Source organism: Acinetobacter sp. YH12227 (genome assembly GCF_013417785.1).
GTDB classification, from domain to species: domain Bacteria; phylum Pseudomonadota; class Gammaproteobacteria; order Pseudomonadales; family Moraxellaceae; genus Acinetobacter; species Acinetobacter gandensis.
The window spans coordinates 22279-48258 of record NZ_VPDH01000026.1 but is presented as its reverse complement, the minus strand read 5'-3'; the positions used below and the strand labels follow the sequence as shown (position 1 = coordinate 48258).

Genomic DNA, 25980 nt, shown 5'->3' with positions numbered 1-25980 from the left:
CCGAACTCAGAAGTGAAACCTCTTAGCGCTGATGGTAGTGTGGGGTTACCCATGTGAGAGTAAGTCATCGCCAGCTCATTATTCAAAATCCCCCTAACTCTTATGAGATAGGGGGATTTTTTTATGCCTTAAAAAAGGATAAGGGGAGTAGGCATTATACAAATACATCCTCTATTCAATTCTAGAGAGGGGTATACTGTTTCCATCTAAAATGGAAAGCTTATGTCTACTTCAGCCGATGAACAAGGCTATATTGAGTATGGTTCACGTTCATTTCTTGCTATTTTATTCTCCTTATTCTTAGCTGGTTTTGCCATTTTTTCATCTTTGTACTGTGTACAACCGATGATGCCGATTTTTGCTGACTTTTTTAAAGTGAGTCCGACCCATAGTAGTTTTCCACTCTCTTTTTCGACTATTGCACTCGCTATAGGGCTGCTATTTACGGGATTGATTTCAGATCGCTATGGAAGAAAGTCTGTAATGGTTTGTGCTTTATTTCTAGCAGCACTACTTTCAGTTTTAAGTTCGCTGCTTCCTATTTGGGAGGTGTTTTTAGCTAATCGAATCCTGATTGGTTTAAGTGTAAGTGGTGTTGCAGCTGTTGCGATGACCTATATCGGTGAAGAAATTGCACAAAAAGATATTGGTTTTGCGATGGGCTTGTATATCTCAGGAACAGCTATTGGTGGGATGGGTGGACGACTAATTGCTGGTGTATTGATTGACTATATTTCTTGGCAGTCGGCAATGATGATCATCGGTCTATTAAACCTATGTATTGCTATCGCATTTTTACGATTGCTGCCAGCTTCTAAGCACTTCATTTCCTATCCAATACGCTTAGATCGGTTCTATCATTCTTTTATAAAAAATATTCAAGATAAAAAACTCAGAATCCTATTCATGCAAGGATTCATTTTGATGGGCTGTTTTGTTTCGGTCTTTAACTATATGAGCTATCGACTCATAGATGCTCCGTTTAAATTGTCACAAACATGGATTGGTTTGATTTCAATTGCTTATTTGGCTGGTATTTATAGTTCACCACGTGCTGCACAGTGGGGAAGACGTTTTGGGCGTGAATATGTACTTATTGCAATGTTCTTTTTAATGCTAATTGGAATCAGCATTATGCTCATACCGTTATTAATATTTGTTTTAATTGGATTGTTGATATCTACATTCGCATTTTTTGCAGCGCATTCGACCTCTAGTAGTTGGGTTGCCGTGCAATCTTTGCAATATCGAGCGGTAGGTTCATCTTTGTATCTATTTAGCTATTACATGGGATCAAGTGTACTCGGTAGTGGCAGTGGAATGGTTTGGGAAAAAACAGGTTGGATTGGATTAAGCATATTTATTGGCTGTATTTTAATCATTGGTCTCTATTTAGCACTTAGACTTAAATCAATTAAATAATCTAATTTTGAAATGAATGGTATTAATTGGTCCGAATTCCAAGGTATATAAAAGATTTGAATTACTTAGTTAGATTTGTATAAATTATAATCAAGCAAGATGAATGGAATTCATGGTAAAATGATCGGCTTTCATCTTTGATCTAATTTAGATCTCCTATCATCTGCCAGCCGAGAATTGCTAGCCATGTCTACTGCTTATACTATGCAGACAGCGCCTAAAGCGTTGTTTGATTACGACAAATATTGGGCGTCATGTTTTGACCCTGCGCCATTTTTGCCGATGTCACGCGAAGAAATGGATCAACTCGGTTGGGACAGTTGTGACTTTATTTTAGTCTGTGGTGATGCGTACATCGATCATCCATCTTTTTGTTCAGGCATTATTGGTCGTACTTTAGAAGCGCAAGGCTTCCGTGTCGGTATTATCGCCCAGCCTGATTGGACTGATGTTGAAGCCTTCCGTGTATTGGGGAAACCCAATATTGCTTGGGGTGTGACCGCAGGTAACATGGATTCGATGATCAACCGTTATACGGCTGACCGTAAAATTCGTTCAGATGATGCTTATTCTCCAGATAACGTTCCAAATAAACGTCCAGACCGTGCGGCAACTGTGTACTGCCAACGTGTGCGTGAAGCCTATCCAGATGTTCCTGTATTACTTGGCGGTATTGAAGCATCACTTCGTCGTATCGCGCACTATGACTATTGGTCTGATAAAGTGCGTCGTTCAGTATTGATGGATTCTAAAGCAGATCTATTAATGTATGGTAACGGTGAGCGTTCAATCACTGAAATCATGCACCGTTTGGCACGTGGTGAAAAAATCCACGAGATCACAGATGTACGTGGTACAGCGTTTATTGTCAATAAACATAATCGTGCCTCAAAAGCGAAGTTCGTAGAAATTGCATCGAATGATGTGGATACGGTTGGTCGCGTTGATCCAATCATCAATCCATATGTAATGACTGAAGACTTAGAAGGCTGTGAAATTGAGCAAGGTAAAGACCTAAGTCAATATCAAGGTTTCCAAAAAGAGCATGTGGCGAATCCAATTGTACGTGAAGGTGACAATTTAGATAATGACACGCAAATTGTACAATTACAGCCTGCATCAAAAGCCATTAAACACAAATTACCACCACGTGAATTGGCTGTAATTCGTTTACCTGCATTTGAAGAAGTATCGCAAGATCCTGTTTTATATGCTCATGCCAACCGTATTTTGCATTTAGAAACTAATCCGGGAAATGCCCGTGCCATGGTGCAAAAGCATGGAGAACGTGATGTTTGGTTGAATGCACCGCCGATTCCGTTAACCACGGAAGAGATGGATTATGTGTTTGATTTGCCATATGCACGTCTGCCACATCCAGCTTATGGCCAAGCACGTTTCCCTGCCTTTGACATGATTAAATTCTCTGTGAACATCATGCGTGGTTGTTTCGGTGGTTGTACCTTCTGTTCGATTACGGAACACGAAGGTCGTATCATTCAAAACCGTTCAGAAGAATCAATTTTACGTGAAGTAGAAAAGATTCGTGATACTGCACCTGGCTTTACCGGTATTATTTCTGACTTAGGTGGCCCTACAGCGAACATGTACCGCTTGGCATGTAAAGATCCTGAGATTGAAAAGAACTGTCGTAAGCCATCGTGTGTATTCCCAGGTGTATGTCAAAACCTACATACCGATCATGCTCCGTTGACGCAGTTGTATCGTAAAGCACGTGCATTACCAGGTATTAAAAAGATTTTGATTGGTTCAGGTTTACGTTATGACCTTGCTGTACTTAACCCTGAATATGTGAAAGAGTTGGTAACCCATCACGTCGGTGGTTACCTCAAGATTGCACCTGAGCATACTGAGAAAGGTCCACTCAATAAAATGATGAAGCCGGGCATCGGTACATATGACCGCTTCAAACAAATGTTTGATCGCTTCAGTAAAGAAGCAGGCAAGGAACAGTACTTAATTCCTTACTTCATCGCAGCGCATCCGGGAACGACGGATTACGACATGATGAACCTTGCAATTTGGTTGAAAAAGAATGGTTTCCGTGCCGATCAGGTACAAACCTTCTACCCATCACCAATGGCTACAGCAACCACGATGTATTACACCGGTAAAAACCCACTGGCGAAAGTGGCACGTTACACCGAACAAGTGGATATTGTGAAAGGTGAGAAGCGTCGTCGTTTGCATAAAGCCTTCTTACGTTACCATGATCCAAATAACTGGCCTATGCTTCGTGAAGCTTTGAAAGAAATGGGTCGCCAAGATTTGATCGGTAACTCAAAACAGCATTTGATTCCGACTTATCAACCTGCGGGTAGTGCTGAAGGGCAGTATCAGTCTGCGCGTAAAAAGAATTCGACACTTGCAGGTGATTCTGCAAAACGTACAGGCGAACAAGGCAACCGCGGTAAAGCTGCGCAATCACGTCCTTCAAATACCAAGAAGCGTCCTGAGCGTGGTCAAACCTTAACTCAGCATACGGGTTTGCCACCGCGTGAAACTGGCGATGCTAAAAAACCATTTGGTGGCCCGAAACCCAAAGGGAAATCAAAACCGAAATCGCGTGCTTAAAAAGGCATAGAAATAGATAAAAAGAGACACTTCGGTGTCTCTTTTTTATGGTGGATATGAGTATAAAAGCTAATTGTGGTGGATTTTGTCAGCGAAAGTTCTGTATAAAACGATTTGTTGGCGAATAAACTAGATAGGTGAGTGACGAGATCATCCTGAATTTTTAGCTGAAATAATATTGTGTTACAAGGATAAATGTATATTTAATTTTAGTATCTTACTGAATTGCTAGCATAAAATTACAGCTTATCGGAATTGTCGGACAGTGATACTAAATGCACTTGCTGAGATTTTATTGAATGATCTAAAGTAACAATAAACAGGCGGGATACTGTTTTGACTCTGAACTGAAGTGGCATGAGATGTTGGCTATTAAAGCATTTGCAACTTTTTGTCAGATTAAACACGCATTGTGTGAAAGTTAGAGTTATTTTTTTTAATAGGACATTAAAAAAATAATAGAGGCTATATACTACTTCCCGATAAGAAGTATGTTTAATACCAAAAATATAAGAAATATAAAGGATTATGAGATGACTATATACATAGTAATTGGGAGTATCTTACTCTTCTGCATGCTCATAATGGCTTGGAAAAGCCTTGAGAATGATAGTAGACAACAAGATAGCGCACTCAAGCAACGTGCAATTTTCAATATTAATGAGCAGCTGACGTATACGCGTTTAAAAGAAATATTGCCGAAACATACGATATTGGCACATGTCTCATTTGATGCGTTGTTAACCACAAAGTATTACCGTACACGTAATAAATATCGCAATATGGTGGCGGATTTTGTTGTATTAGATGAACAACACCAGATTCAAGCTATTGTGGCTTTGGATGATCCAATGGTATTAAAACGCCTGCAACAATCCCAATATCAAGATGCGTTGTTGTCTTTGGCTGGTTACCGCGTGATTCGTTATGATGATGTTCCTGAGTATGTACAGCTACGTGAAGATTTCCTTCATGATCAAGCTGTAACTCGACCATTGGTTGTGGTAAATGATTTAAAAAAGTACCACTTGTATTCGGATCTTGAGCGTAAAAAAATCAAAATTATGGGTTCAAATTGATTTTTTATTCGAATATCTCTGTATGTTGAACGCATACAGCCCAAATAAAAAAAGCATGTCTTCGAGCATGCTTTTTTTATTTTAGATTTTATTTTATTCAGGTTTTATTGCGACAACGGTTAGTTCAACGAGTACACGTGGATCATATAATTTAGCTTCAACACATGTGCGTGGAAGTGCTTGAATGTCAGCCACCCAAGCGTCCCAAACTTCATTGAAAGCAGCATAGTCTTGTGTAATATCTTTGAGGTAAATCGTCACAGACATGATATGGCTTTTATCTGTTCCTGCATCGGCAAGAAATTGATCAATGATGTCTAAGGTTTGCTTCGTCTGACCGCGGATATCGAGCGCTAAGTCAGATGCTAATTGACCAGCCAAATGTACCAATTGTCCTGAAATTGCAATTTCAGAAAAGCGTTGTGAGACATGGAGGCGTTGTATGGTCATCTAAGAGATCCTGATTAGCGTTAAGTAATTAATCTTGTGTTTTAGGCATGATGGCAGCAACTGCCGCAGTCAGCAAGCAGCCAATGGCTAAATAAATAGCGACATATTGCCATGAACCATTACCCCAAATGACCAATGCTGCAGCAATCATCGGAGTAAAACCTCCCCCAATAATACTTGCGACTTGATAGCCTACACCTGCACCGCTGTAGCGATAGGCTGTACCAAACAAAGAAGTAAAAATTGGCTGATGTACACTGACTACCATATCATGAGCAATATTAGCCAATAAAATCGCGCCAATAATAATCATCCATGTATTTTGTGCATCGAGTGCCATAAAGAATGGGAAGGCCGATAAAGCACCAATTAACCCGCCTAAAACACACATTTTTCGATGGTCAAAACGGTCTGCAAGCCAAGCAAAAAGGGGAATGCTGAAACAGCTAATTGCACCCACCATTAAGGTAATATTGAGGAAGAATTGCTTGTCCATACCTAATTGGGTGGTGGAATAATTCAGTGCAAAGTTGGTGACCAAATACATGGTCAATAATTCTGTTAAACGTAGAGCAATAATGTAGAAGAACGCTTTAGGATGCTGTGTGATGGCTTGCACAATCGGCAGTTTTTTCGGCTTAGCATCAGCTTCTATCACCTGTTCTACAAATTCAGTTGATTCATCTTGATCACGTCGAATCCACATGGCAATAGCAATCAGTACAATGCTAGCAATGAACGGAATTCGCCATGCCCATTCAGCAAACGCTTGTTCACCCAGAGTGGCAATAATAAGCGATACTGCACCTGTGGCTAAAACTAGTCCTACGCCATAACCAATCTGTACGCCACTGCTATAAAATGCTTTCTTGCCTTTAGGGGCATTTTCTACTGCCATCAGGGCAGCGCCACCCCATTCACCACCTACCGCAAAGCCTTGGATTGCTCTTAGCGTGACCAGTAAAATGGGTGCCCACCAACCAATTGCATCAAAATTCGGTAATAACCCGATACCAACGGTTGAAATCCCCATAAGCACAACCGTTAACACCAACATCTTTTTACGTCCGAGTTTGTCACCGAAGTGTCCAAACACAATGCCGCCTAATGGGCGGAATAAGAAGCCGACTCCAAAAGTGGCAAGCGCAGCAAGTGTGCCCATATTGTTGCCAATACTGGGGAAAAATTGATCTTTAAAGATGAGTGCAGCAACAATGCCGTAGAGGAGAAAGTCATACCAATCAACAACAGCACCAACAAAGCTACTTAGGGCTGCTTTACGTGCACGTTGTTCTTGAGATTGTGAAGTATTTTGAGAGGGTGTAGCAGAGTTTGCAGAACGCATACAGCGGATTATTCCATGATTGACAACAGAGTTGCCCTGTAATATTCGGATTTGATCGTCACGCCAATCACAGGACAGCATGCTAAAAGTAAAGGTGATTTTTAGCATCTCAGCGCATACACGGATAATGTATTGCGCTGATAGAGTACTCTAATTTTATGTTTTGTGAATAGTAAATTGATTTAAATTTGTTCTTATGGCTAAAACTTATGCAATGTGGCGAGGCTGAACTAAATGTAGGTCAAAATAAAATGAGCCTTTCAAAGTAGTGAAAGCTGTGTTTCAGCATCATGTGCGGCCAATTGATAGACACCGACCCCAATCAGCCGAAATTGTAATTCTGGGGGAATTGACATCTCATTTAATAATTGTTGGATGACTTGTACCAAATCATCTCTTGAGGTGAGCGGGGTTTTAAAGCTTTTACTATGCTGTAGAACTTGGAAATTTTTGAGCTTTAATTTTGCAGATACCCCACGTGCAGTAAGCTGCTTTTTCTCCAAACTGTGCCAGACTTGGTCAATTAATTTAGGCCAATAGCTATGGCATTGTTCGAGAGTAAAATCATCATCGAAGGTGGTTTCTTTAGAAATTTGCTGACGTTCGCGTTCGGCTTGAACAGGGCGTTCATCTATACCTTGGGCATATAAAAACAGCTGCCGCCCATATTTACCAAAATGATGAATCAATATGGATTCATCAATTTTTTGCAAATCTCCCAATGTGGCAAGATCTAATGTTTTGAGCTTTTCTTGCATGACTTTTCCTACACCCGGTATCTTTTTTAGGGGTAAATCATGAATAAAGTTTAAAACTTGCGTGGGTTTAATCACACAGATGCCATTGGGTTTGTGCCAGTCGGAGGCCACTTTGGCTAGAAACTTATTTGGCGCAACACCGGCTGAAGCTGTTAAGCCTGTGCTTTGAAAAATTTCAGCTTGAATCCGCATTGCAACTTCTGTGGCACTCGGCACATGTTGAAAGTTTTCAGTGACATCCAAATAGGCTTCATCTAATGAAAGCGGTTCAATCGTATGTGTGTAACGGCGAAAAATTTGATGAATTTGAGCAGACACAGCCCGATATTTTTCAAAATTGGGTTCAATTACCACCACCTGTGGGCAGAGTTTGCGTGCCTGTGACATCGACATTGCAGAACGCAAACCAAATTCACGTGCAGGGTAAGATGCTGCACAAATCACTGCACGTGGATGATGTGAGGACACCACCACAGGGAGGTGTTTCAAATCAGGCCGGTCACGTAGTTCGACTGACGCAAAAAAAGCATCCATATCGATATGTATGATTTTCCTCATGCTCACTTTATGTTTGGTTTAACTAACACAATTGAGTATCGCATAGAATGATCTTGCTCAATAGCTCGTGCTTCAGCCCAAACGACACAGGTTGACTCAGTAAAACGACTTGTACATGTTGTTGTTCTGCTGCTTGAATTAATCGATTTAAACTCTTTGGCGTGTTATCGGCGAAGCGAGGTAAAAACTCAAGTTCCGGTTCAATTGGAGTAAAAAAGTTATCCCAATGTATTGGAATCACTGTTTTGGGTTGTAGCGTTGCCAAGGTTTCCTTTAAATAATTTTGTTGAAATTGTTCAGATTGCTTGGAAAGTTGCGCAATGCCTAAAAACAAGGTATCGACTTTTAAATGTTGAAATTGCTTTGGTATTGCTCCGGTACTGGCTTTGACCAAACTCACATGTTCGCCATGTTGAATTAAATAATCAAAGGAGCCACCTTCTTTAAAACTGGGAAAACGGGTCGGTAACGTTAGCGGTGTAGTAATTTCTTCTCCAAGATCATTATTTACCACTGTAGGAGGTGTGTGTTGAGACGGAATGGCAGTGACTGTGAATGCACCAAACTTCATCGGCTGCCAAGCTTGAACCCGTTGTAATTGTGTCTCGGGGATATTGGCGCCACGGGCGATATTGAGTGTACTGTTAGAGCCCACAATTTTGGCCTGACTCAGTTGATGTGCGAGAAATGGGACATCTAGCGCATGATCATAATGTGAATGTGTGACCAGAATGGCTTGCGTACGTTTTAAATTGTGTGATTGGATGATCTGATCCACTTTGGACGCATCACTGTCAATTTTTTTTAAAAAGGTTGTTGCCAAAGATGGGCGACTAAAGAAACCATCCACTAAAACCTGCTGCTTGCCATCATCAAATAATAATGTCGAAACACCGAAAAATTTAACCTGATAATGAGGCATTTTATGGTCTTGATGCGCTTGATAGATCCAAGGTTCAAAGGTCTTGAGCTGCCCTGATGGTTGAACCAAATACAGCAGTGCAAGGCTTAAACTCACGATGATGCTCAAGATGCAATAAGCCCATATTTTTCTTTTCCCCATATTGAATCGTCCTTAATTTTCTATTTTTTCTTCATTTTCGTGCTGATTTTTATGCTTTTATCTGCAGCCGTTTATTTAAACCGTCAGAGTGTTATTTTTCAGTTTGAATGGCATGCTCCAGACCATTGGCTTTTAAAAAGCTATTCCATTGGCTTTGTGAACCATAAAACACATTTAAGTCGACCGTTGTTGGGATGCCGCTGATCTCACCTTGATTGCTATGTTGCCAAAACAACCATTTTGGATTGTTTTTTAAATCTGGCAAACTCTTATATTCGCGTACCCACAACGGTGTTTTTTGAAACTCACCAGCTAAGACAATGTTATAAAATGATTTTGAGGTATAAAAAATAGGTTGCTTACCATAGTGCCGATGTAACCGGTCATGCATGTAATTAATTTCTTTGAGTAATTGTTCTTTGCTATAGGTGTTGATGCAATTGCTATCATATTCTAAGTCAATGACTGGGGGCAGGGCATCGGCTTTATTGGGGACAGAGTCAATAAAATTGTCGGCTTGAATTTTACCATCGCGACATAAGCGATAAAAATGATAGGCGCCAACAAGAAACCCTCTTTCACGTGCTTTTAGCCAATTTTCTTGAAACTTGGTGTCTTTAAAATCACCGCCTTCTGTAGCTTTTAAATAGACAAATTGATAGCGTTGCGGAGAGATCTTTGACCATTGAATCTCTTTTTGATGATGGGAAACATCAAAACCTTTGACAGGATATTCCTCAGCAGATGCAGGTCGATGAGGCATTAGCGCGAGATAACTGAGACCTGCAATCACCACGACACCCACACCGCCAATCACTGGACTGTATTTTTTCAAATCAAATTTTTTATGTTTGGCTTTGGTTTTCTTAGGCATGGAAATGTGTCCGGAACTCAGTTTTGATCATAACGCGCACCTACCTGTGTTGTCATCTAGATCGCTTCAAAGAGCAGCTTAGACGGCTACATCTTTTGGAATTTGCCAGAAAATTGCAGCAGTAATTAAATTGATACAGCCCAATAAAATCAGCGTGGTATGGAAAGCAGAGACCACCTGATCTGCACCGTAGTAAGCAGTAAATAGGTTCACCAAAGTACCTGCAAGCGCTACACCAATACTCATTGAAACCATCATAATCATGGATAAAAAACTATTGCCGCTGCTGGCATCTTGTTGCGGTAAGTCTTTCAACGTCAGCGTATTCATCGAAACAAATTGGAGGGAATTTAAGATACCAAAAATAAAGAAATGTAGAGCTCGTAACCACGTTGGCGTTTCCGCAGTAGATAAAGCAAAACTACAGATACAGGCACCCACTAAAAAGGTATTAACCAACAGGACTTTGCGATAACCAAAGCGCTGAATGATTTGGCGAATAATCGGCTTGGAGGCCAATGACCCGAGCACAGTCGGGATCATCAATAAACCGGTAATGAACGGTTCGAAGCCAAAAGCCACTTGCAGCATGAGTGGAATTAAAAAAGGCATGGCATTGCCACCGAGACGGGCAAAGAAATTGCCAACAATGCCAATGGCATAAATTTTATTCTTAAATAGTTTACTTCTAAATAGGGCATTGGCATGGGTGTGTGCATGAAAAGCATAAATGGTACATGCCGCTATGCCAGCAAAAATTAAGCTTAAACTCCACCAGAGCGGCAGGTGAGGGCTGGCAAAATTTTCAATGCCGAGAGATAAGCCCACCATGGCGACCACCAGTAGAATAAAGCCCCAGAAGTCAAAACGCTGCACACTTGGCTCGGTAACATTAGGCATGGCTTTAAAAGTAATGAGCACACCAAGAAGTCCCATCGGGATATTAATCAGGAAGATCCAGTGCCAACTTGCGACTTCGACCATCCAACCGCCGAGTGTCGGTCCAATCAAAGGCCCCATTAAACCCGCCAGACTCATCAGGCTCATCGCTGATAAAAACTGCGTGCGTGGTATGACTTTAAGCATGGCCAATCGCCCAACGGGTAAGAGCAGCGCCCCGCCAATACCTTGTATTACGCGATAAAACAGCAGTTCATTCAGGCTATTGGCCATAGCACAGCCCAATGACGCAAGGGTAAAAATAATAATGGCACTGAAATAGGTATTTCGTACCCCAAAACGATCGGCCAACCAACCACTTAAAGGAATACATGCTGCAACTGACAACACATAGGCCACCACCACACTGTGCATTTGTAGCGGATCTTCGCCTAAGCTACGTGCCATTGCTGGAATTGCAGTGTTGACAATGGTGGTGTCGAGCCCTTGCATGAAAAAACCAATGGACACCAGCAAAACCAAGAGTCTGAATTCGGGTTGTAAAGCCTGATGAGTTGGCGTGCTATTCATATATTTATAAAGTGAAGGTTTTGAAACAGTTTAAAGGAATATTCAGTTCGGGTTGTAGTAAAAGCTTTTCATCATTGCATTGATCCCTTGCAAGAAAACTGTAATGAAAGCTTCATGATGATGCAATCTAGTGTTTATAAATTGTTCATATTTTTATAAAAGATGAACTAAAACATGAAAATACAGTTTTCAGCATTGATGTTGGCAATGCTTTCGGTGGGATTGGTCGCATGTAATGATAGCAATGATGATAACAAAGTCGTCGCTCCCCCTGTAGTGGAAGAAACCACGCCAGATAGCATTGAACTAATGAAAATTGGGCGTTATGAATCTGGAGTATTTGGAGCAAGTGCGGCAGAAATTCCTGCTTATGATGCAAGTAGTCAGCGTCTATTTGTGGTAAATGCTCAAAAAGGCATGGTGGATGTTTTGGACTTAAAACAACCTTCAACACCTCAATATTTGCAGTCATTGGATGCGAAAAAATATTTAGCCAATTCTGAAGTAAATAGTGTCGCCGTACACAATGGTATTGTGGCTTTAGCAGTACAGGCAGAGGATAAAACACAAGCAGGGATCGTGGCCTTTTTCAAAGCACAGGATTTAAGCTTTATTAGCCAGGTTAACGTCGGTTCACTACCTGATATGCTGACCTTTAGTCCCGACGGCAAAAAGGTTTTAGTCGCGAATGAAGGCGAACCGAATGAAGGTTATGCAGTCGATCCTGAAGGTTCTGTGAGTATTATTAATATTCAAGACATCAATAAGCCAACCGTGAAGACAGCGAACTTTCAAGCATGGAATAGCCAAAAACAAAGTTTAATTGATGCGGGGGTACGTATTTTTGGCCCCGATACCAACAGTTATGCAGATCTAGCGACAACGGGATTGCAAACCACCAGTGTGGCACAAGATTTGGAGCCGGAATATATCGCGATTAGTGCAGATGCTAAAACCGCTTGGGTCAGTTTGCAGGAAAATAATGCCATTGCCGTTTTGGATTTAGTCAAAGATGAATTCATCGATATTTTTCCGATGGGCTATAAAGATCATGGCTTACCTGAAAATGCTCTAGATGCGAGTGATCGTGATTGCTTAGTTGGGGCGATGGATAGTCATGGTCAGACCATTACGAACTGCGACAAAGATGCAGGCATGATAAATATTAAATCTTGGCCTGGGCTGTATGGGATGTATATGCCAGATGCGATTGCTCAATATCAAGTGAACGGTAAGCCTTATTTGGTCACGGCGAATGAAGGTGATGCACGTGAATGGCTTAAAGATGAAGATGCCTATTTTAAAGGAAATGACCTCACTCAAGGCTATGCTGAAGAAATTCGGGTGAAGCACCTATTTAAAAAAGTGGGTTTTGATCTTAAAGGGGATTATGCCGCGCATTTACGTCATATCGTGCCGGGTGTAATGGGTGCAAAATTAGATTCAAGCATATTTAAGCCTTGTGTTACGACAGATGCGAACGAAGTATGTGCAGAGAATTTGATTAAAGATACACAAATTGGTCGTTTAACCATAAGTTGGACACAAGGCTTTAAACGAGATGCCTCAGGTCAGCCTTTACTTGAAGATGGTAAATTGGTGTATGACAAATTGTATGCCTATGGTGGTCGCTCATTCAGTATTGTTGACCCGACGACGCGTCAAATCATCTGGGATTCTGGTAGTGAGTTTGAACGTAAAATTGCGGAGTTATTTCCAAAGCAATTTAATAGCAACCATGAAACCTTTAAATTTGATGATCGTAGTGACAACAAAGGCCCAGAGCCTGAAGGGATTACATTAGGTCAAATTGGTAAAAAAACCTTTGCTTTTATTGGTCTTGAACGTGCTAGCGGTATTATGGTGTATGACATTAGCAACCCTCAGAATGCACAGTTTGTACAGTACTTTAATGACCGTGATAACAACCAAACAGACATCACACAACAAGGTGATTTAGGCCCTGAAGGTCTCATCTTCATTGCAGCCAAAGACTCACCAAATGGTCAGCCCTTATTGGTTGTGGGTAATGAAGTGAGCGGATCTACAGCTGTTTATCAGATCAAACTAAAATAAATAAAGATTAACTACATTGTTTTATTTAGATTTTTTATTTTAGTAAACAGAAAAGTACAGCACTAAATTGTATGAACACAAGATAAACTGTCATAATGCGGCCGAGTCCTTCAGTTACTGGGGGACTTTTTTCATTATGGCAAAGGTGTATTGTTTTCATGACAATCGAAATTTTGATGGTCATAGGCTTCTGTCTCGCGGCCTATTCAATTGTCGGTAATGACGTACCTCAGACTTTGGGTACATTTATTTCATCCAATGCGCATCGTCCATGGTGGGTATTGTGGATTTATGTCAGCAGTATTTTAGCAATTGTTTTGGTCTACGGTTGGTATGCCTCAGGGGTGGGGGACGCCTCTTATGGTCGTTTGGAAACCATTCCATTTCCAAAAGAAGGGGTAACCTGGCTGTATATTGTGCCGCCAATTCTGTTAATTATTTTGACTAAATATGGCATTCCAGTCAGTACGACCTTCTTGGTGCTTACAATTTTCTCGCCGAGTAGCTTGGGGTCGATGTTGACCAAATCCATGATGGGTTATGCGGTGGCATTTGTTGTGGCGATCGTGGTTTATCGCTTCGTCATCAAAGGAATTTCAGTTTATTTCAGTAAAACCCGTGATGAAACACCATCTAATATTTGGATTGGTTTACAGTGGGTGTCGACAGCTTTTCTATGGAGTCAGTGGCTGATTCAAGATTTGGCCAATATCTTTGTGTATGTGCCACGTCAGGTACCTTTAGAGTTTCTGATTTTTGCAATTTTGGTCTTTGTTGTACTACTTGGCTTGATTTTGTATCAACGTGGCGGCGCAATTCAGGGCATTATTGATACCAAAACCGGTGTGGCAGATATTCGCTCCGCGACCATTATTGATTTTATTTATGCCTTGATTTTATTGGTATTCAAAGAGTGGAGTAACATCCCGATGAGTACGACATGGGTATTCTTGGGCTTATTGGCAGGACGTGAATTTGCGATGTCGATGCACTTACATGAAGTGAATAAATATCGAACTTCACGTAATGTGAGTAAAGATGCCATGAAGTTGATGTTAGGTTTGTTGATGAGTATCTTCTTGGCGACCACATTGCCATGGTTCTATCGTGTGGTGTCCGGTCTCGGAAGTTAAGTTGATCGTTAGGTTTAGCTCATATTCCTGATGAAAGAAAAAACGGGGAAATGTCCCCGTTTTTTTATACTTAAAATATTTTGGCTTTAGTCGTTACACCACAAAATGTTTTGGGCAATCCAAGTTTTTCAGCGCACTAAAGATTTGTTTAGATGAATTACACACAATGAGTTTAGCGCGGTGCTGAGGTGGTAAAAAACCTTCTAACACAGCATGGTCAAGTTGGGCGATTAAGGCATCATAAAAGCCATTAACGTTATAGAGCATCATCGGTTTTTGATGTTGATTAAGTTGGCCCCAAGTCGCAATTTCTAAAATTTCTTCAAATGTACCTAATCCACCTGGTAGGGCGACAAAAGCACTCGCACGTTCAGCCATCATCGCTTTACGTTCATGCATCGTGCGTACCACATGCAGTTCAGTTAAATCATTATGGGCGATTTCATAGTCCAACATAAACTCTGGAATGACGCCGACAGCTTCACCACCATGCTGCACTACTGCATTGGCGACTTGTCCCATCAAGCCAATACTGGCGCCGCCATAGACCAGTCCAAAACCATTTTCAGCAAGACCTTGGGCTAAAGCGATGGCTTTTTCTTGATAAATTGGATTATTACCGGAACGGGAGCCACAATAGAGTGCAATGAGTGGTTGAATTGTTTGGGGAGAGGGATTGCTTAATTTTTCTGTCATTTTTAATCCGCTATTCATTCGGTTCAATTTTACCTTAGCATGTTATTTTTTATGACTCTACAGTGGCATGCAAATATGACAGTTTAATGTCTAACAATATCGCATACTGATTTTTCCAGATTGGACTTTGGTAAAAAAAGATGAATTTTTAATGCAACTTGCTATACTAAAAACCTCATTTTTAGCTAAAGAACCGTCATGGGCAGTGGTTGTTGTCACTCGGCACACATACATCTATTAGAAATAACGCCATCTCAAGCGTTGACATTTATTCCTACAATTTGCATTTCACGACACGTTAATGTGCTCACATCCACCCTTAAGGAGATACAGTCATGATCTTTGAGTGGATGTCAGATCCATCAGCATGGGTTGGCTTATTAACGCTGGTTATTTTAGAAATTGTTCTGGGTATTGATAACCTCGTATTCATTGCCATTCTTGCGGAAAAATTACCGCCGGAGAAGCGTAATACTGCTCGTATTGTCGGCCTACTTTTAGCGCTGTGTATGCGTTTGGTGCTGTTGGCTTCAATTGCATGGGTTGTTACCCTTACTAATCCGCTCTTCCATATTTTTGATCACGCCTTTTCAGGTCGAGACCTGATTCTGCTGTTTGGTGGTGTATTCCTGTTATTTAAGGGCACCATGGAACTTCGAGAGCGTCTTGAAAATAAACCAATGCTGAAGGAAGAGAACCCTGTACATGCCACTTTCTGGATGGTGATCGTACAGATTGTGGTATTGGATGCGGTGTTCTCACTGGATAGTGTCATTACTGCTGTCGGTATGGTGAAAGAGCTATCGGTCATGATGGTGGCTGTGATTATTGCAGTCGGTATTATGCTGTGGGCATCTAAACCATTGATGAACTTCGTCAACCGTCATCCGACGGTGGTGATTCTGTGTTTATGCTTCCTGATGATGATTGGTTTCTCATTATTGGTCGAAGGTTTTGGTTTCCATATTCCAAAAGGCTACTTGTATGCGGCGATTGGTTTCTCTGTACTCATCGAGTTCCTCAACCAAACTATGCGTCATAATCAGGAAAAATTAGTGACCACAACCGACTTGCGTTATCGCACAGCGTCCGCAGTGATGCGTATGTTGGGTGGGAAGAATGTGGCTGATCATCCGAATGAAAATGAAGATGTCTTAGCGACACGTGCCTTTGCTGATGAAGTCTTTGATGAAGAAAACGGGGCTTATCACAGTGTGATGGTACAAGGTGTACTTGGCTTGTCTGAGCGCCCTGTGAAGTCAGTAATGACACCGCGGCCTGAGCTTGAGTGGATTGATTTAGATGAAGAACCGGAAGCCATTCGGGCGCAATTGCTTAGTACCACACATTCACGTTTAATCGTGGCACATGGTGAGTTAGACAACATTGCAGGTGCCGTATTGACCCATAAAGTCATGAATGACTACATCGAAACAGGAGTGTTAGATTTTGAAAAACATCTACGTGAACCTGTTGTTGTACATGAAAATGCGCAAGTGTTGATGGTGATGGAGCAATTACGTCAAGCCCCATTACAAATGGCGATTGTTCTGAACGAATACGGTTCAATTGAAGGGATTGCTACCCCGATTGATGTATTAGAAGCGATTGCCGGTGAATTTCCCGATGAGGATGAACCAGAAACTGCTGCGGAAAGTTTAGATGATGGTACCTTATTGCTAGATGGATCGACTGATATTCGTCATGTATCGTTGCTGTTAGGCCGTGATCTGGTAGATGAGTCTGAACAGTACTCAACTTTGTCGGGTTATATCTTATTCCATTTAGGTCGCTTGCCAGCTAATGGCGAAAAGCTCACAGCAGATCAGCATGTCTTTGAAGTTGTTACCATGGACGGACATAAAATTGAAAAAGTGCATGTGATTCCAGTACCCAACCAAGATTAATCTGCTAAAGATTGCTTCAACATTCTGTTGATAGATCCATTAAAATAGTCCGCAATGTCGGGCTATTTTTTTTGGAATATTCATGTCGAATACAGATTGTCCTTGTGGTCAGGGAAACTATGCAAACTGCTGTCAGCCTTTGCATTTAGGTGTGGCAATAGCGGCAACAGCTGAACAATTAATGCGTTCTCGTTATAGCGCCTTTGCTCAACACGAAATTGATTATATTGTGCAAACGACAGCCAAAGGCCAACAACAGGCATTGGATGTTGCTGCTATTCGGGATTGGAGTGAGTCCAATCAATGGCTTAAATTAGAAGTAGTACAAGCACAGGAAAAGCTTGATAAAAATCATGCACAGGTTGAATTCAAAGCACATTATCACGATGGTCAGCAAGAACAGGAACATCATGAAATTTCACATTTTGTGAAGTATGCAGGGGCGTGGTATTTTCTTGATCCGACCACAGAGATGAAAATCACCATGAAGCAGCCGTGTATTTGTGGTTCTGAACGAAAATTTAAACAATGTTGTGCGCAATTTTTATAACATTTGAGCAGATTTAGCTTAGAATAGCGCGCATCTTAACCCTCAGTGGAAGAAGGGCGATGTTACTTACAGTTATTTATATTATCGCAATTACGGCAGAAGCAATGACAGGTGCATTGTCGGCGGGTCGGCGGAGTATGGATTGGTTTGGGGTAACACTGATTGCCTGTGTCACGGCACTGGGAGGTGGTTCAGTTCGTGATGTGCTACTCGGGCATTATCCACTGACTTGGGTCAAGCATCCTGAATATTTAATGCTGACCTGTTTTGCTGCATTCGTTACCATCCTGATTGCAAAATGGATGCGTCATCTTCGTAATATCTTCTTGGTACTTGATGCCCTTGGTTTGATTGGCTTTACCATTATTGGCTGTCAAATTGCCTTAGAAATGGGGCATGGCTTTGTAGTTTCTGCGGTTGCTGGCGTACTAACGGGTGTGTCTGGCGGTATTCTACGAGATATTCTCTGTAACGATGTACCTTTGGTTTTCCGTAGAGAACTGTATGCCAGTATCTCTTTTGTTTCCGTGATTTGTTATTGGATCTGCATCGAAATTGGTCTTTCGCTGGAATTGACAGTAATCGCGACACTAATTTTTGGCTTTACCTTGCGTCTGATTGCAATTTACTTTGGCTTAGAAATGCCTAAATTTATCTATAAAGATGAAGATGACCAGTCAGCATCGTCAAAAGACTTATCTTAATTTAATCGGTTGAAGACTGTTGTGTTTTGAGATGTAGATTACTGACATCATGCAAACAGTCTTTGATAATAATTGATTTTAAACGCGTAAAATTATAAATCCTGTTGGGAAAGCAGCGTGCACCCCTTTCACCAGTTCAGAGATCGTAATATGGACTTAGTCTCACGTATTCAACGCTTACCGATTGGTAAGTTCCATTACACCTTACTTTGGGTCATTGGCCTTGGCTGGATGTTTGATGCCATGGACACGGGTCTGATTTCCTTCATCTTGGCGAAGATGGCAGAAGATTGGGCAATGACACCAAACGATAAAAGTTGGGTGGTTTCGATTGGTTTCGTGGGCATGGCCATTGGTGCAGTTTGTTCGGGTGGCTTAGCCGACCGTTTTGGTCGCAAGACTGTCTTTGCTGTGACTATGGTGATTTATAGTTTGGCAACAGCAGCCTGTGCCTTTGCGCCTAACTTAACTTGGCTTTTGGTATTTCGCTTTATTGTTGGCCTAGGTTTAGGTGGACAGCTTCCTGTCGCGGTCACCTTAGTCAGCGAATATATTCCTGCCCATGTACGTGGACGATTTATTGTATTACTTGAAAGTTTTTGGGGCTTAGGTTGGCTGGTCGCAGCTCTAGTTTCACGTTTTATTATTCCTGATTTTGGTTGGCACGCGGCATTCCTCATTGGTGGTATTCCTGCTTTATATGCCATTGTAATTTGGAAAATGGTGCCTGAATCTGTACCTTATTTAATTAACCGTGGTCGCTTTGATGAAGCACATGCATTGGTGAAAAAAATTGAAGCCAAATGCGGTGTGGAAGTGATTGAAATCTTTGAAGTGAAGCCGGTTGCAGAAAAGCATAACATCAGTTTTTCACAACTTTGGTCAGGTGTTTTTGCCCGTCGTACCTTAATGTTATGGCTAATTTGGTTTGGTATCGTCTTTTCCTATTACGGCATTTTCACTTGGCTACCAAGCTTATTGGTGAAAGAAGGCTACACCATCGTACAATCTTTTGAATATGTATTGGTGATGATTTTGGCACAGTTGCCGGGCTATATTGCGGCGGCATGGTTGGTGGAAAAACTCGGTCGTAAAGCCACATTGGCTGGTTTTATTGGCATGTGTGCAGTATCGGCTTACTTCTTTGGTCAGTCAGGCAGCGTTACTGAAATTGTGATTTGGGGCTGTTTAATGTCCTTCTTCAACTTGGGTGCATGGGGGGTGTTATATACCTATACCCCAGAACAATACCCAGCCAACATTCGTGCTTTTGGTTCAGGTTGGGCAGGAGCAATTGGTCGTATTGGCGGTATTGCTGCACCATTTGCAGTAACCCATATGATGGATATGGATCAAGGTTTTAGCTATGTCTTTATGATGTTTACTGCGGTGTTAATTGCAGTGGCGCTGATAATTTTAGTGTTAGGTGAAGAAACCAAAGGTAAAACACTGGAATCGATTGGTCTGTAAAAGGCTGGTGAATTTTTAGTTGATCATGGTGGATAAAATGGATATTTTTACGCCATAAGACATAATTTGTCGCAGAGTGTGTGTTGATACCCTTGTATTAGTGAACACCTGCGACATAGCATAAGAACCCAAGAAAGAACGAACAATTTAGGATTATAGGTTGTTATGACAAGCCTTGCGCATCATGCGACAGAAAACCGTTCCGTAGCAGAATTTACCGAACAAGCATATCTCAATTACGCAATGTACGTGATCATGGATCGTGCCTTGCCTCATATCAGTGATGGTTTGAAACCCGTACAACGTCGTATTGTGTATGCGATGAGTGAATTAGGATTAAAGCCCACGGGTAAACCGAAAAAATCTGCACGTACTGTGGGTGACGTACTGGGTAAGTACCATCCGCATGGTGACTCTGCGTGTTATGAAGCGATGGTGCTCATGGCACAGCCATTTAGCTATCGCTATCCATTTATTGAAGGTCAAGGCAACTGGGGTTCTCCAGATGATCCAAAATCCTTCGCTGCTATGCGATATACCGAAGCAAAACTTTCAGCTTATAGCGATTTGTTATTGTCAGAGTTAGGCCAAGGCACTTGTGATTGGCAAGACAACTTTGATGGTTCAATGAAAGAGCCAGTCAATCTTCCTGCACGCGTACCTAATATCTTACTCAATGGTACAACCGGTATTGCGGTGGGAATGGCAACGGATATTCCACCTCATAACTTACGTGAAGTGGTGAAAGGCACGATTGCCTTAATTCGTAATCCAAATTTGACCGATGAAAAAGTTGCTGAATATATTCCTGCGCCTGATTCACCGACACGTGCTGAAATTATTACCTCACCTGAAGAGTTGCTAAAAATTCAAACTACAGGTCGTGGCAGTTATCGGACTCGTGCGGTTTATAGCATTGAAAAAAATGAAATTGTGATTACAGAATTGCCGTATCAAGTTTCTGGCTCGAAAGTCATTACCCAAATTGCAGATCAAATGCAGGCAAAAAAATTGCCTTGGGTGACAGATCTACGTGATGAATCGGATCATAAAAACCCAACGCGTTTGGTGATTGTGCTGCGTTCAAATCGTATTGATGCCGAATCTGTAATGAGTCATTTATTTGCCACGACAGATTTAGAATCGAGCTATCGTGTCAATATGAATATGATTGGTGCAGATGGTCGTCCACAAGTAAAATCGATCCGACGTATCTTGTTGGAATGGATTGAGATTCGTAAAGCAACGGTGACACGCCGTCTGAATTACCATTTATCAAAAATTGAAAAACGTTTGCATATTTTGCAAGGTTTGATTATTGCCTTTTTGAATATTGATGAAGTGATTCGTATTATTCGTGAGGAAGATCAGCCGAAGCCAGTGTTGATGTCACATTTTAATATTGATGAGATTCAAGCTGAAGCCATTTTAGAACTCAAGTTACGTCATTTGGCACGACTTGAAGAAATGGAAATGCGTCGTGAGCAAGAAGAACTTGAAGCCAAAGCAGCGATTATTCGTGAGCAATTGGCCAACCCAGAATCTTTAAAAGCACTCATCATTAGTGAATTAAAAGAAGACGCGAAAAAATTTGGTGATGATCGCCGTTCACCTATCGTGCAACGCGCAGAAGCCACTGCGATTAATGAACAGGATATGCTTCCTGCTGACCCTGTCACCGTTGTGTTGTCTGAAGCTGGCTGGATTCGTTCAGCAAAAGGCCATGAAGTTGATGCTGAAAATCTGAATTTCCGTGCAGGTGATCAATACCTCAGTCATGCACAAGGTAAATCAAACCAACGCGTTTATGTACTAGATGATTCTGGTCGTAGTTATGCCTTGGGGATTAGTACTTTGCCTTCAGCGCGAGGACTGGGTGAGCCACTTAGTTCAAAACTTTCACCAGCCAGCGGTGTCGGCTTTAAACAAGTCTTGATTGCAGAGGATGAAATTGAACTTTTAGCCATGAGTGATAAAGGTTATGGTTTCAAAACTCAGGCGAAAAATCTGGATACCAATGCCAAAGCGGGGAAAGCATTCTTAAGTTTATCTGAGGGTGCGGCGGTGATGAATCTTGAAGTCATTGACAATGCAAGTCATCTTGCACTGCTCAGTTCAGCAGGACGTTTGTTGTTGATTGACCTGGCTGAATTACCTGTACTGAATAAAGGTAAAGGTAATAAATTGATACAACTTGAAGCCAAAGATCAAATAGTATCCATGACAACTTTGAACTTAGATGAAATAATTCAAGTACTTGCAGGTAATCAACAATTAAAGCTAAAAGGGGATGACTTGCAGAAGTATGTGGGCAAGCGTGCTTCAAAAGGCGTGTTGTTGCCACGTGGATATCAAAAAGCAAATAAACTGTTCATTCAAAGATAATACTAGCATCCATGGAACGAAATACGTTATATATGCTCTTATTCGTGAAATGGATGCAATATTGAGCACCAAACAAGTTAAATAAAGACCGCTCAGTATTGAAAAAAAACAGTTAGATGATTAAGGATTACGACAGGAGAATTGGGCGTTATGGAAAAGATTTGGTTAGCTGAATACCAAAAGACAGGGATTCCCGAGACTGTAGAATTACCCGCAGAAAATACATCGCTCGTCGATATTTTTGAACGTAATTTTCAGAAGTTTGGCTCACGTGATGCCTTTATCTTTATGGATAAAGTACTTACTTTTAAAGAACTTGACGAGGCGAGCCGTAAGTTTGCAACTTATTTGCAAAGTTTAGGTTTGGCAAAAGGTTCACGTGTGGCGGTAATGATGCCTAACGTTCTTCAATATCCTGTCGTTGCATTGGGTGTATTCCGTGCAGGCCTGGTTTTGGTCAACGTGAACCCACTGTACACATCACGCGAACTTGAGCATCAATTAAATGACTCAGGTACAGAAGCACTTGTAATTATTGAAAACTTTGCATCTGTTTACCAAGCAATTATTGGTAAGACACCAGTTAAACACGTCATCGTAGCTTCTGTTGGGGATATGCTAGGTGCGTTGAAAGGCACATTGGTGAACTTTGTTTTACGTTCAGTACGTAAACAAATTCCAGCTTGGAACATTCCAGGTCATATTCGTTTTAATGCAGCAATGTCAAAAGTCAGTGCAAGCAATTACAAACGTCCAAACTTAACACTGAGCGATACCGCAGTACTTCAATATACTGGTGGTACGACAGGTGTATCGAAAGGTGCAGAACTTACACATCGCAACTTAGTATCGAACATGTTGCAGTGTGATGGTATTTTCCAAAGTAAATTTGGTCAGCAAGATGGTCAACCTGATGACCGTATCTTCTGTGCATTGCCGCTTTATCATATCTTTGCCTTCATGGTATGTGCGCTTTATGGTATGTACAAAGGTCAAGCGAACGTCCTTATTCCAAACCCACGTGACTTACCTGCGGTGATGAAAGAACTGCGTAAATACCAACCTTCATTCTTCCCAGCTGTGAACACACTGTTTAATGCTTTAGTGAACAACGAAGAGTTTAAGCAACTTGATCATAGCAAGCTGAAAATGGCGATGGGTGGCGGTATGGCTGTACTTCCATCTACAGCAGAAGCATGGAAAAAAGTGACAGGGACTAACATTATCGAAGGTTATGGTCTGTCAGAAACTTCACCAGTAGCAACTGCCAACCCACCTGCATCAATGGAGTTCAGTGGCACGATTGGTATTCCATTGCCGTTAACTGAAGTTGCGATTCTTGATGATGATGGCAATGAAGTCGCACAAGGTGAGCAAGGTGAAATCTCAATTCGTGGCCCTCAAGTCATGAAAGGCTATTGGAACCGTCCTGATGAAACTGCCAAAGTGATGACAGCAGATGGTTTCTTCCGTACGGGTGACATCGGTGTGATGGATCCACGTGGTTATGTGAAAATCGTTGACCGTAAAAAAGACATGATCTTGGTTTCTGGTTTCAACGTTTACCCTTCAGAAATTGAAGAAGTCATTGCGAAACATCCAAAAGTGTTGGAAGTTGCAGCGATTGGTGTGCCAGATGAAAAATCAGGTGAAGTACCTAAATTATTTGTGGTGAAAAAAGATCCATCTTTAACCACTGAAGAAGTTTTGGCATTTGCTAAAGAAAACCTAACAGGTTACAAGCGTCCACGTTATGTTGAATTTATGGATGAACTTCCAAAATCAAACGTTGGTAAAATTTTACGTAAAGATTTACGTAAAACGGCTTAATTTAGCTCATATAAAAAAAGCGCCTTTGGGCGCTTTTTTATTTGCTAGTGTGAAAATTATAATTTTCCTTTGTTCATTGACCAGCGATCAAAGTAACGACGCCCAACACCAAATACACCTAAGAAAATAAACATTGCCCCAAATTGACGGCTAAATCCAGATTGATTGTAGCTACCATATGTCAAAATATTGTCGATGAGGCAATATAGTGCAATGAAAATGACCCAATGCCACAGCGGAAATTGTTTGATAGATACAGCATAAAAGGCAATCCACATCATGATAAAGCTGAGTACAGTCGACCAAATATTCAGATTAGCGCAAATAACTGCCAGTAAAAATGCAGTAATTGGAATAACGATTTTTAACACGCGATCGACACGTTGCTGATGGAGTTTTTGCTGTTCAAGCACTTCAAATAATTTGTCTTGATCAGGACTGCTCATAGGGGATCCTTTCATCTGCCGATAGTAAAAACACTATATTTAACAAAATTTATTCACGAAACGCCATGCTATCATAGCAGCTATAAAAATCTTCCTGAGAAAAAACACATGCAAAGCATCAGTGGGATCATCTATCTCATTTTAGGAGCGTGTTTACTACCTTATGCTTTTACCTTTATTGCAAAAAAAGCAGCTGGCTTTAAGTCGAGTGATAATCAGCATCCTCGAGAGGTTTTAGCAAAATCGACTGGGCTTGCGAGCCGTGCTAATGCTGTTCAGCAAAACAGTTTTGAAAGCCTTCCGTTATTTATTGCGGCTATTTTAATGGCTGAATATATGGTGATTCAGCAGCAATTTATCATGACCTTTGGTATTGCCTATTTGGTTTTAAGGGTTATTTATGGCGTATGTTACTTGGCTAACTGGGCAACCTTGCGTTCAATCATTTGGACACTGTCGATGCTGTGTCCAATATGTTTACTGCTGCTGGTGATTAAACTGAGCTAATCTTATTGATGCTCTGATTAAATCATTGGCTGTCGATGTAAAATCACAAAAAAAGCTGTAAAAACGTTATAATTGTGCCGACTTAAAAAGATTTAACCTAGTTTAAAGAGTGATGCTATGAGCTACAGCAATATCCCAGCAGGTAAAGACGCACCGAACGACATCTATGTCATTATTGAAATTCCTGCAAATGCAGCACCAATCAAATACGAAATTGACAAAGATTCAGATGCATTATTCGTAGACCGTTTCATGGGTACAGCAATGTTCTACCCAGCAAACTATGGTTATGTACCGAATACTTTATCTCTAGATGGTGACCCTCTAGACGTATTGGTTGTGACTCCACACCCAGTAGAGCCAGGTTCAGTGATTCGTTGCCGTCCTGTGGGCAAACTGAACATGGAAGACGACGGTGGTGTTGATGCGAAACTGGTTGCAGTTCCACACGACAAACTGACTCCAATCTACAAAGATGTTCAAGAATATACTGACCTTCCTCCATTATTGATCAGCCAAATCGAACACTTCTTCCAACACTACAAAGACTTAGAACCAGGTAAATGGGTTAAGTTAAGTGGTTGGGAAGGTGCTGATGTTGCAAAACAAGAAGTACTAAGCTCAATTGCAGCTTATGCGGAAGCAAACAAATAGTTGCTTTG

General features: G+C 41.3%; 21 protein-coding genes. 13 read left to right on the top strand and 8 right to left on the bottom strand.

Features of this window, described 5'->3' with window-relative positions; all coding sequences use genetic code 11:
- Positions 1–222 precede the first annotated feature (222 nt).
- The 3 genes from FTV09_RS07585 (at position 223) to FTV09_RS07575 (ending at position 5096) form a co-directional block, all read left to right on the top strand.
- Positions 223–1422, top strand: a complete 1200-nt coding sequence (locus FTV09_RS07585) for an MFS transporter (protein ID WP_180057694.1) — start codon at positions 223–225, stop codon at positions 1420–1422.
- A gap of 186 nt (positions 1423–1608) precedes the next feature.
- A complete protein-coding gene (locus tag FTV09_RS07580; protein ID WP_180057692.1) occupies positions 1609–4017 on the top strand; it encodes a YgiQ family radical SAM protein in 2409 nt (802 codons plus the stop codon).
- A gap of 533 nt (positions 4018–4550) precedes the next feature.
- On the top strand, positions 4551–5096 hold the full coding sequence (locus tag FTV09_RS07575) for a DUF2726 domain-containing protein (RefSeq protein WP_067763226.1): 546 nt from the start codon (positions 4551–4553) through the stop codon (positions 5094–5096).
- Positions 5097–5189: 93 nt separating this feature from the next.
- Here FTV09_RS07575 and FTV09_RS07570 read toward each other — a convergent pair whose 3' ends face one another.
- The 6 genes from FTV09_RS07570 to mdtD form a co-directional block, all read right to left on the bottom strand.
- Positions 5190–5546, bottom strand: coding sequence for a RidA family protein (locus FTV09_RS07570; protein WP_067763224.1), 357 nt, complete (start codon positions 5544–5546; stop codon positions 5190–5192).
- A gap of 28 nt (positions 5547–5574) precedes the next feature.
- Positions 5575–6891, bottom strand: a complete 1317-nt coding sequence (shiA, locus tag FTV09_RS07565) for a shikimate transporter (protein ID WP_180057690.1) — start codon at positions 6889–6891, stop codon at positions 5575–5577.
- A gap of 260 nt (positions 6892–7151) precedes the next feature.
- Positions 7152–8207: a DNA polymerase IV gene (dinB, locus tag FTV09_RS07560; protein WP_180057687.1), complete on the bottom strand. Its 1056-nt coding sequence runs from the start codon at positions 8205–8207 to the stop codon at positions 7152–7154.
- A 22-nt stretch (positions 8208–8229) separates the two neighbouring features.
- The gene (locus FTV09_RS07555; protein WP_180057681.1) at positions 8230–9270 is read right to left on the bottom strand and encodes an MBL fold metallo-hydrolase; all 1041 of its coding nucleotides are present in this window, start codon (positions 9268–9270) and stop codon (positions 8230–8232) included.
- Between the two features lie 91 nt (positions 9271–9361).
- Positions 9362–10144: a GH25 family lysozyme gene (locus FTV09_RS07550; protein ID WP_180057678.1), complete on the bottom strand. Its 783-nt coding sequence runs from the start codon at positions 10142–10144 to the stop codon at positions 9362–9364.
- A gap of 78 nt (positions 10145–10222) precedes the next feature.
- Positions 10223–11614 carry a multidrug transporter subunit MdtD gene (gene mdtD, locus FTV09_RS07545; protein ID WP_180057675.1) on the bottom strand — a complete coding sequence of 464 codons (1392 nt, stop codon included), beginning with the start codon at positions 11612–11614 and terminating at the stop codon, positions 10223–10225.
- A gap of 174 nt (positions 11615–11788) precedes the next feature.
- Here mdtD and FTV09_RS07540 point away from each other — a divergent pair, with 174 nt between their 5' ends.
- Together FTV09_RS07540 and FTV09_RS07535 are read left to right on the top strand one after the other, a co-directional pair.
- On the top strand, positions 11789–13690 hold the full coding sequence (locus tag FTV09_RS07540; RefSeq protein WP_180057672.1) for a choice-of-anchor I family protein: 1902 nt from the start codon (positions 11789–11791) through the stop codon (positions 13688–13690).
- A gap of 158 nt (positions 13691–13848) precedes the next feature.
- A complete protein-coding gene (locus FTV09_RS07535; protein WP_180057670.1) occupies positions 13849–14823 on the top strand; it encodes a hypothetical protein in 975 nt (324 codons plus the stop codon).
- A gap of 93 nt (positions 14824–14916) precedes the next feature.
- Here FTV09_RS07535 and FTV09_RS07530 read toward each other — a convergent pair whose 3' ends face one another.
- The gene (locus FTV09_RS07530; protein ID WP_218950155.1) at positions 14917–15537 is read right to left on the bottom strand and encodes a TIGR00730 family Rossman fold protein; all 621 of its coding nucleotides are present in this window, start codon (positions 15535–15537) and stop codon (positions 14917–14919) included.
- Between the two features lie 317 nt (positions 15538–15854).
- Here FTV09_RS07530 and FTV09_RS07525 point away from each other — a divergent pair, with 317 nt between their 5' ends.
- The 6 genes from FTV09_RS07525 (at position 15855) to FTV09_RS07500 (ending at position 24365) form a co-directional block, all read left to right on the top strand.
- Positions 15855–17426, top strand: coding sequence for a TerC family protein (locus FTV09_RS07525; RefSeq protein ID WP_067763202.1), 1572 nt, complete (start codon positions 15855–15857; stop codon positions 17424–17426).
- An 82-nt stretch (positions 17427–17508) separates the two neighbouring features.
- Positions 17509–17976, top strand: a complete 468-nt coding sequence (locus FTV09_RS07520) for a YchJ family protein (protein WP_180057664.1) — start codon at positions 17509–17511, stop codon at positions 17974–17976.
- A 59-nt stretch (positions 17977–18035) separates the two neighbouring features.
- Positions 18036–18680 (top strand): trimeric intracellular cation channel family protein, encoded by a 645-nt coding sequence (locus tag FTV09_RS07515; protein ID WP_067763198.1) that lies wholly within the window; start codon positions 18036–18038, stop codon positions 18678–18680.
- A gap of 150 nt (positions 18681–18830) precedes the next feature.
- On the top strand, positions 18831–20150 hold the full coding sequence (locus FTV09_RS07510) for an MFS transporter (RefSeq protein ID WP_180057661.1): 1320 nt from the start codon (positions 18831–18833) through the stop codon (positions 20148–20150).
- A gap of 165 nt (positions 20151–20315) precedes the next feature.
- Positions 20316–22535 (top strand): DNA topoisomerase IV subunit A, encoded by a 2220-nt coding sequence (gene parC, locus FTV09_RS07505; protein WP_180057660.1) that lies wholly within the window; start codon positions 20316–20318, stop codon positions 22533–22535.
- Between the two features lie 150 nt (positions 22536–22685).
- Complete coding sequence (locus FTV09_RS07500; RefSeq protein ID WP_180057658.1) at positions 22686–24365, top strand: long-chain-fatty-acid--CoA ligase; 1680 nt, start codon at positions 22686–22688, stop codon at positions 24363–24365.
- 56 nt (positions 24366–24421) lie between these two features.
- Here FTV09_RS07500 and FTV09_RS07495 read toward each other — a convergent pair whose 3' ends face one another.
- Positions 24422–24811, bottom strand: a complete 390-nt coding sequence (locus FTV09_RS07495) for a hypothetical protein (protein ID WP_180057655.1) — start codon at positions 24809–24811, stop codon at positions 24422–24424.
- 108 nt (positions 24812–24919) lie between these two features.
- On the opposite strand from FTV09_RS07495, the gene FTV09_RS07490 reads away from it, so the two are divergent.
- On the top strand, positions 24920–25318 hold the full coding sequence (locus FTV09_RS07490; protein ID WP_067763188.1) for an MAPEG family protein: 399 nt from the start codon (positions 24920–24922) through the stop codon (positions 25316–25318).
- A 117-nt stretch (positions 25319–25435) separates the two neighbouring features.
- Complete coding sequence (ppa, locus tag FTV09_RS07485; RefSeq protein WP_005233448.1) at positions 25436–25972, top strand: inorganic diphosphatase; 537 nt, start codon at positions 25436–25438, stop codon at positions 25970–25972.
- Positions 25973–25980: the final 8 nt, after the last annotated feature.

What these genes read in the sequence shown, in the direction of transcription:
- FTV09_RS07585 (WP_180057694.1), top strand. Translation starts at nt 223, where the DNA reads ATGTCTACTTCAGCCGATGAACAAGGCTATATTGAGTATGGTTCACGT.
- FTV09_RS07520 (WP_180057664.1), top strand. Translation starts at nt 17,509, where the DNA reads ATGTCGAATACAGATTGTCCTTGTGGTCAGGGAAACTATGCAAACTGC.
- shiA (WP_180057690.1), bottom strand. Translation starts at nt 6,891, where the DNA reads ATGCGTTCTGCAAACTCTGCTACACCCTCTCAAAATACTTCACAATCT.
- ppa (WP_005233448.1), top strand. Translation starts at nt 25,436, where the DNA reads ATGAGCTACAGCAATATCCCAGCAGGTAAAGACGCACCGAACGACATC.
- FTV09_RS07550 (WP_180057678.1), bottom strand. Translation starts at nt 10,144, where the DNA reads ATGCCTAAGAAAACCAAAGCCAAACATAAAAAATTTGATTTGAAAAAA.
- FTV09_RS07580 (WP_180057692.1), top strand. Translation starts at nt 1,609, where the DNA reads ATGTCTACTGCTTATACTATGCAGACAGCGCCTAAAGCGTTGTTTGAT.
- FTV09_RS07570 (WP_067763224.1), bottom strand. Translation starts at nt 5,546, where the DNA reads ATGACCATACAACGCCTCCATGTCTCACAACGCTTTTCTGAAATTGCA.
- FTV09_RS07510 (WP_180057661.1), top strand. Translation starts at nt 18,831, where the DNA reads ATGGACTTAGTCTCACGTATTCAACGCTTACCGATTGGTAAGTTCCAT.
- FTV09_RS07495 (WP_180057655.1), bottom strand. Translation starts at nt 24,811, where the DNA reads ATGAGCAGTCCTGATCAAGACAAATTATTTGAAGTGCTTGAACAGCAA.
- FTV09_RS07525 (WP_067763202.1), top strand. Translation starts at nt 15,855, where the DNA reads ATGATCTTTGAGTGGATGTCAGATCCATCAGCATGGGTTGGCTTATTA.
- FTV09_RS07575 (WP_067763226.1), top strand. Translation starts at nt 4,551, where the DNA reads ATGACTATATACATAGTAATTGGGAGTATCTTACTCTTCTGCATGCTC.
- FTV09_RS07490 (WP_067763188.1), top strand. Translation starts at nt 24,920, where the DNA reads ATGCAAAGCATCAGTGGGATCATCTATCTCATTTTAGGAGCGTGTTTA.
- FTV09_RS07530 (WP_218950155.1), bottom strand. Translation starts at nt 15,537, where the DNA reads ATGAATAGCGGATTAAAAATGACAGAAAAATTAAGCAATCCCTCTCCC.
- FTV09_RS07555 (WP_180057681.1), bottom strand. Translation starts at nt 9,270, where the DNA reads ATGGGGAAAAGAAAAATATGGGCTTATTGCATCTTGAGCATCATCGTG.
- FTV09_RS07515 (WP_067763198.1), top strand. Translation starts at nt 18,036, where the DNA reads ATGTTACTTACAGTTATTTATATTATCGCAATTACGGCAGAAGCAATG.
- FTV09_RS07540 (WP_180057672.1), top strand. Translation starts at nt 11,789, where the DNA reads ATGAAAATACAGTTTTCAGCATTGATGTTGGCAATGCTTTCGGTGGGA.
- FTV09_RS07535 (WP_180057670.1), top strand. Translation starts at nt 13,849, where the DNA reads ATGACAATCGAAATTTTGATGGTCATAGGCTTCTGTCTCGCGGCCTAT.
- FTV09_RS07500 (WP_180057658.1), top strand. Translation starts at nt 22,686, where the DNA reads ATGGAAAAGATTTGGTTAGCTGAATACCAAAAGACAGGGATTCCCGAG.
- dinB (WP_180057687.1), bottom strand. Translation starts at nt 8,207, where the DNA reads ATGAGGAAAATCATACATATCGATATGGATGCTTTTTTTGCGTCAGTC.
- mdtD (WP_180057675.1), bottom strand. Translation starts at nt 11,614, where the DNA reads ATGAATAGCACGCCAACTCATCAGGCTTTACAACCCGAATTCAGACTC.
- parC (WP_180057660.1), top strand. Translation starts at nt 20,316, where the DNA reads ATGACAAGCCTTGCGCATCATGCGACAGAAAACCGTTCCGTAGCAGAA.